The organism is Streptomyces sp. NPDC045287, from assembly GCF_056432325.1.
Genome location: NZ_JBWKJG010000031.1, coordinates 43241 through 49499, shown reverse-complemented (window position 1 = coordinate 49499; position 6259 = coordinate 43241). Strand labels below are relative to the sequence as shown.

Below are 6259 nucleotides of genomic sequence, written 5' to 3'. Positions count from 1 at the left end.
CCTTCGGTGTTTCCAACTCTACCAGATCCGTTTTCCGTTCCGTTCCCGGTCCGAATTTCGTATCCAGCGGCCGTTGGAGGGCCTTTCGCCTTTCGGCGCTTTCCGACTTTATCAGAAGTTCTGAGTCGGATTTTCCGCTCCTCCGGGTCCCCTCCGGTGCGTGAACGTACCGGGTTCCCCTCGGGCGGAGCCGTAAACGTACTGGAGCGGGGCGCCCCGATGCAAATCGAGGTCGCCCCGCTCCGGCCCGGCCTGGTGGAGCGTCAGACCTCCACCACCACGGGCAGGATCATCGGACGACGGCGGTACGTGTCCGAGACCCACTTGCCGATGGTGCGGCGGATCAGCTGCTGGAGCTGGTGGGGCTCCACGACGCCGTCCTGGGCCGACTTGTTCAGCGCGTCCTCGACCTTCGGGAGCACCGCGTCGAACGCTCCGTCCTCGATGCCGGAGCCGCGCGCCTGGATGTGCGGACCGCCGACGATCTTGCCGGTCGTGGAGTCGACCACGACGAAGACCGAGACGATGCCCTCCTCTCCGAGGATGCGGCGGTCCTTGAGTGCGCCCTCCGTGACGTCGCCGACCGACAGGCCGTCCACGTACACGTAGCCCGCCTGGACCTTGCCGACGATCTTGGCCTTGCCGTCGACCAGGTCGACGACCACGCCGTCCTCGGCGATGACGATGCGGTCCTTCGGGACGCCGGTCATGGCGCCCAGCTCGGCGTTGGCGCGCAGGTGGCGCCATTCGCCGTGCACCGGCATCAGGTTCTTCGGCTTGCAGATGTTGTAGAAGTACAGCAGCTCGCCGGCCGAGGCGTGGCCCGAGACGTGCACCTTGGCGTTGCCCTTGTGGACGACGTTCGCGCCCCAGCGGGTCAGGCCGTTGATCACGCGGTAGACCGCGTTCTCGTTGCCCGGGATCAGGGACGACGCCAGGATCACCGTGTCGCCCTGGACGATGCGGATCTGGTGGTCGCGGTTGGCCATGCGGGACAGGGCCGCCATCGGCTCGCCCTGGGAACCCGTGCAGACGAGCACGACCTCGTGGTCCGGCAGGTCGTCGAGGGTCTTCACGTCGACGACCAGGCCCGGCGGTACGCGCAGGTAGCCCAGGTCACGGGCGATGCCCATGTTGCGCACCATCGAGCGGCCGACGAACGCGACCCTGCGGCCGTACTCGTACGCCGCGTCGAGGACCTGCTGGATGCGGTGCACGTGGCTGGCGAAGCTCGCCACGATGATGCGCCGCTGGGCGCCGGCGAACACGGAGCGCATCACGTTCGAGATGTCGCGCTCGTGCGAGGTGAAGCCGGGGACCTCGGCGTTCGTGGAGTCGCTGAGCAGGAGGTCGATGCCCTCCTCGCTGAGCCGGGCGAACGCGTGCAGGTCCGTGAGGCGGTTGTCCAGCGGGAGCTGGTCCATCTTGAAGTCGCCCGTGTGGACCACCATGCCCGCGGGGGTGCGGATGGCGACGGCCAGGGCGTCCGGGATGGAGTGGTTGACCGCGATGAACTCGCAGTCGAACGCGCCCAGCACCTCGCGCTGCCCCTCGGCCACCTCCAGGGTGTAGGGGCGGATGCGGTGCTCCTGGAGCTTCGCCTCGATCAGGGCGAGGGTCAGCTTCGAGCCGATCAGGGGGATGTCCGGCTTGAGGCGGAGCAGGTACGGGACGCCGCCGATGTGGTCCTCGTGACCGTGGGTGAGGACGATGGCCTCGATGTCGTCGAGGCGGTCCTTCAGGATCGTGAAGTCCGGCAGGATCAGGTCGATGCCGGGCTGCTCCTCCTCGGGGAAGAGCACGCCGCAGTCGACGATCAGCAGTCGGCCGCCGTACTCGAAGACGGTCATGTTGCGGCCGATCTCGCCGAGACCGCCCAGCGGGGTGATGCGCAGACCGCCCGGGGGCAGCTTCGGCGGGGCACCGAGTTCAGGATGCGGATGGCTCAAAAGACTCTCCTCACCACACACGCCACGTGCCGCTGAGACACGTGGCGCGCGTGACTTTCATGCAGGTACAAAGGGTTGTGTTGCTGCTATTCAGTTGTGAAGTCCGTTGTCACAGGTCTACCCCGCCGGCGGCGAGGTCTGTCCTCAGCTGCTCGGTCGCGGCCGGGGAGAGCTCCACGAGGGGCAGCCGCAGGGGGCCCGCGGGGAGTCCCTGGAGGGCGAGGGCGGCCTTGGTGGTGATCACGCCCTGCGTGCGGAACATGCCGGTGTAGACCGGGAGCAGCTTCTGGTGGATCTCGGCGGCCTTCTGGACGTCGCCGCTGAGGTGGGCGTCGAGGAGGGCCCGCAGCTCGGGGGTGACCACGTGGCCGACGACGGAGACGAAGCCGACGGCACCGACGGAGAGCAGCGGCAGGTTGAGCATGTCGTCGCCGGAGTACCAGGCGAGGCCCGAGCGGGCGATGGCCCAGCTGGCGCGGCCGAGGTCGCCCTTGGCGTCCTTGTTGGCGACGATGCGCGGGTGCTCGGCGAGGCGGACGATCGTCTCGGTGTCGATGGGGACGCCGCTGCGGCCCGGGATGTCGTAGAGCATCACGGGGAGCCCGGTGGCGTCGGCGACGGCCGTGAAGTGCCGGTACAGGCCCTCTTGCGGGGGCTTGTTGTAGTACGGCGTGACGGCGAGCAGGCCGTGCGCGCCGGCGCGCTCCGCGGCCCGGGCCAGTTCGAGGGTGTGACGGGTGTCATTGGTGCCGATGCCCGCGATGACGTGGGCGCGATCGCCCACCGCCTCCAGGACCGCTCGTACGAGCTGGTCTTTCTCCGCGTCGCTGGTGGTCGGGGACTCGCCGGTGGTGCCGTTGACGACCAGGCCGTCGTTGCCCGCGTCCACGAGGTGGGCGGCGAGCCGCTGAGCGCCGTCGATGTCGAGCGCGCCGTCCGCCGTGAAGGGCGTGACCATGGCGGTGAGGACCCTCCCGAAGGGGGTCTGCGGAGTGGAGATCGGAGCCATGGGTAACACGCTACTCGCTGCTCAGCGCGTGGGGTTCCCTCGGGGACGGGCTGGAGCGGAGCCCGGCACCGCCTGCTCGGGGGTTCAAGCAGTGCCGGGTCCGTTTGATCAGCCTAGATGAACTTCTCAGAGCGCCGCAATACGGACACTTCGGACAGTACATCCGTACGTCCGTACAGCCCCGGACCCCGGGACCGGCGGGTCCGCGCTACGGCGCGACGCGGCCGTTCTTGTTGAAGGCGGCGTGCGTCAGCGGCATGAGCCTGGCCCACTCCGCCTCCATGCGCTCGCCGACCATCTCGATCTCCCGCTGCGGGAAGGAGGGGACCTTCGCCAGCTCGTGCTGGGTGCGCAGGCCCAGGAAGTGCATCAGCGAGCGGGCGTTGCACGTGGCGTACATGGACGAGTAGAGGCCGACGGGGAGGACCGAGCGGGCGACCTCGCGGGCGACGCCGGCGGCGAGCATCTCCTGGTACGCCTCGTACGCCTGGAGGTACGACTCCTCCATCGCGCGCGAGACGAGCTCGTGCTGCTCCTGCGTGCCCTCGACGAAGACGTACTTGCCGGGGCGGCCCTCCTGGACCAGCTTGCGGGAGGCGTCCGGGACGTAGAAGACCGGCTGGAGCTCCCGGTAGCGGCCCGACTCCTCGTTGTACGACCAGCCCACGCGGTGCCGCATGAACTCGCGGAAGACGAAGATCGGGGCGCTGATGAAGAACGTCATCGAGTTGTGCTCGAAGGGGCTGCCGTGCCGGTCCCGCATCAGGTAGTTGATCAGCCCCTTGGAGCGCTCCGGGTCCTTCGTGAGCTCCTCGAGCGACTGCTCCCCGGCGGTCGAGACGCGGGCCGCCCAGAGCACGTCCGAGTCATGGGCGCTGCTCCTGACCAGGTCAACGGTCACATCACTGCGGAAGTGCAGCTTGGCGCTCTCAGCGGGAGTGGGGGGCACGGGTGTCCTTCCGGCGTGGCGTAGACGGGCGCGCCTACTCTAGCCAGAACGAGGTCGGGGCTTCGCCGCCGGTGGTTCGGCGGATCGGGGCACCAAACCGCTCGTACAAGCGTCTGTATCGGGTAGTAGCGGCATTTCACTGTCGACACAGGAGGAGAGCACACCATGCACCCCCGGCGAGAGGCCGTCCCGTTCGCGTTCGTCGCGGAGACCGACCGCTTCCGCAGCAACGTCACCCCTCCGGCACGGCAGCGTCCCGGCCTCTCGGAGATCGCCGGCCGTACGCTGATCGGACTGACCGTGGTGGCCGGGCTCGTGGGGTCGCTGCTGTTCGGGATGCCGGCGCTGCAGGCCGGCCCGCAGGCCGGGCACGCGCAGCAGTCCGAGGCCTCTCAGGGCCGTTGACCCGTACGCGCCCCTGCTGTGGCCGGGTGCGGGGGCGCTGGGTAGCCTCACCGGGCACAGCCCGAACGAGCGTGCAAAGAGTTAAGGATCTGTCGTGCCCCTGCCCTTCCTGACGGCCGACCGCGCTTTCGAAGCCACGAGCGGCGACATCGCGCTCCCGTTCGACGACCACGACCAGTGGCGTCGCCCCTACCGGCCCGGCCCCTGGCGGGTGATCGCGGCGGCCCTGGCCCTGCTGATCGCCTCCTTCATGCTGCTGGCGACCCTGATCATCGCGCTGGCCGGGGCCCTGCCGGCCGCGGGCGCGTGTCTGGGCGCCGCGGCGCTGGTCATCGCGGTGGCGCTGCGGCTGCTGCGCGTCGGCACGTGGGTGAGCCGGCACGGGGTGCGTCAGGTGCGGTTCTTCCGCACCGTCACGGTGCCGTGGGCCCGGGCCGCGTCGCTGCGGACCGTGCAGCAGCCGGTGCGGTGGCTGGGCCTGCCGCGGACGGTGCAGGGGCAGGCGCTGCTGCTCGTACGGCATGGCGACGGGGAGCCGCTGACGCTGCTCACCGACCACAGCGCGGACTTCCTGGCGCGGGTGGAGGCCTTCGACCGGGCCGCCGACTCCGTCGAGGCGTGGAACGCGGAGTACGCGCCCGTCTCCTGACCCGCCGGCCCCGGAACGGCCCGTGCCCCGCGTCCCGGTCGACCGGGACGCGGGGCACGGGCCGTGGGGCGGGCCCCGCCGCTCAGGACGCGACGGGCCGCTCGTCGTGCAGGGCGATCGCGCGCTGCATGGCCTTGCGGGCCCTGGGCGTGTCGCGGGCGTCGCGGTAGGCGACGGCGAGCCGGAACCAGCAGCGCCAGTCGTCCGGCGCCTCCTCGGTCTCCGCGCGGCGCCTGGCGAACACCTCGTCGGCCGAATCGCGGTCGATCCGCCCGTCGGGGGTGCGGCGCAGTTCGTCGGCGGGCAGGCCGCCCTCGGCCTCCAGCTCGGCGGCGAGGCGGTTGGCCTTGGTGACGAACCGGGTGTTCATCCAGAGGAACCACACGCCGATCGCCGGCAGGACCATCGCCGCGAGCCCGAGGGTCACGGTGATGGCCGTGCCCTGCTGGATCAGGGCCACGCCGCGGCCGCCGACCAGGACGAACCAGACGGCCAGGAAGGCCGCCATGACGAAGTACGTGATCTTCGCGCCCATGGGGGTCAGCCGAGGTCGAGGAAGTGCTCCAGGCCGAAGGTGAGGCCCGGGGCGGAGACGACGCGACGGCAGCCCAGCAGGATGCCGGGCATGAAGCTGCTGTGGTGCAGCGAGTCGTGGCGGACGGTGAGCGTCTCGCCCTCGCCGCCGAGCAGCACCTCCTGGTGGGCCAGGAGCCCGCGGAGGCGTACGGCGTGGACGGGGACGCCGTCCACGTTCGCGCCGCGCGCGCCGTCCAGGGCGGTGGCCGTGGCGTCGGGCTGCGGGGCGCAGCCGGCGTCGGCGCGGGCGGCGGCGATGAGCTGGGCGGTGCGGGTGGCCGTGCCGGAGGGGGCGTCGACCTTGCGGGGGTGGTGCAGCTCCACGACCTCGACGGACTCGAAGTAGGGGGCGGCGATCTGCGCGAACTTCATCGTGAGGACCGCGCCGATGGAGAAGTTCGGGGCGATCAGGACGCCCGTGGCGGGGCTGGCGTCGAGCCAGCCCCGCAGCCGCGCGAGGCGTTCGTCGGTCCAGCCGGTGGTGCCGACGACGGCGTGGATGCCGTGGCGGACGCAGTGGTCGAGGTTGTCCATCACCGAGTCGGGGGTGGTCAGCTCGACGGCGACCTGGGCGCCGCTCTCGGTGAGCGCGTCCAGCGAGTCGCCCCGGCCCAGGGCCGCGACGAGTTCCATGTCGTCGGCGGCCTCCACGGCTCGTACCGCTTCGGAGCCGATGCGGCCCTTGGCGCCGAGGACGGCCACGCGCAGCTTGCTCATGCTTG

Annotated in this window: 7 protein-coding genes; 2 read left to right on the top strand and 5 right to left on the bottom strand. The window is 70.6% G+C overall.

What is annotated here, in order from left to right:
- Positions 1 to 263: 263 nt before the first annotated feature.
- The 3 genes from AC07D6_RS31950 to thyX all read right to left on the bottom strand — a co-directional run bounded on the left by AC07D6_RS31950 (position 264) and on the right by thyX (position 3907).
- Positions 264 to 1949 carry a ribonuclease J gene (locus AC07D6_RS31950; RefSeq protein ID WP_315881725.1) on the bottom strand — a complete coding sequence of 562 codons (1686 nt, stop codon included), beginning with the start codon at positions 1947 to 1949 and terminating at the stop codon, positions 264 to 266.
- Between the two features lie 109 nt (positions 1950 to 2058).
- On the bottom strand, positions 2059 to 2958 hold the full coding sequence (gene dapA, locus AC07D6_RS31945) for a 4-hydroxy-tetrahydrodipicolinate synthase (protein WP_315881724.1): 900 nt from the start codon (positions 2956 to 2958) through the stop codon (positions 2059 to 2061).
- 208 nt (positions 2959 to 3166) lie between these two features.
- A complete protein-coding gene (gene thyX, locus AC07D6_RS31940) occupies positions 3167 to 3907 on the bottom strand; it encodes an FAD-dependent thymidylate synthase (RefSeq protein ID WP_315881723.1) in 741 nt (246 codons plus the stop codon).
- A gap of 165 nt (positions 3908 to 4072) precedes the next feature.
- Here thyX and AC07D6_RS31935 point away from each other — a divergent pair, with 165 nt between their 5' ends.
- The gene (locus tag AC07D6_RS31935; RefSeq protein WP_315881722.1) at positions 4073 to 4312 is read left to right on the top strand and encodes a hypothetical protein; all 240 of its coding nucleotides are present in this window, start codon (positions 4073 to 4075) and stop codon (positions 4310 to 4312) included.
- A 94-nt stretch (positions 4313 to 4406) separates the two neighbouring features.
- The gene (locus AC07D6_RS31930; RefSeq protein ID WP_315881721.1) at positions 4407 to 4961 is read left to right on the top strand and encodes a hypothetical protein; all 555 of its coding nucleotides are present in this window, start codon (positions 4407 to 4409) and stop codon (positions 4959 to 4961) included.
- A gap of 82 nt (positions 4962 to 5043) precedes the next feature.
- Here AC07D6_RS31930 and AC07D6_RS31925 read toward each other — a convergent pair whose 3' ends face one another.
- Positions 5044 to 5496 (bottom strand): tetratricopeptide repeat protein, encoded by a 453-nt coding sequence (locus AC07D6_RS31925; RefSeq protein ID WP_315881665.1) that lies wholly within the window; start codon positions 5494 to 5496, stop codon positions 5044 to 5046.
- Between the two features lie 5 nt (positions 5497 to 5501).
- Positions 5502 to 6254 (bottom strand): 4-hydroxy-tetrahydrodipicolinate reductase, encoded by a 753-nt coding sequence (gene dapB / locus AC07D6_RS31920; protein ID WP_315881664.1) that lies wholly within the window; start codon positions 6252 to 6254, stop codon positions 5502 to 5504.
- Positions 6255 to 6259: the final 5 nt, after the last annotated feature.

Bases quoted from the DNA above. Each gene is read 5' to 3' on its own strand.
- dapA (WP_315881724.1), bottom strand. From the start codon at position 2,958: ATGGCTCCGATCTCCACTCCGCAGACCCCCTTCGGGAGGGTCCTCACC.
- AC07D6_RS31935 (WP_315881722.1), top strand. From the start codon at position 4,073: ATGCACCCCCGGCGAGAGGCCGTCCCGTTCGCGTTCGTCGCGGAGACC.
- AC07D6_RS31925 (WP_315881665.1), bottom strand. From the start codon at position 5,496: ATGGGCGCGAAGATCACGTACTTCGTCATGGCGGCCTTCCTGGCCGTC.
- dapB (WP_315881664.1), bottom strand. From the start codon at position 6,254: ATGAGCAAGCTGCGCGTGGCCGTCCTCGGCGCCAAGGGCCGCATCGGC.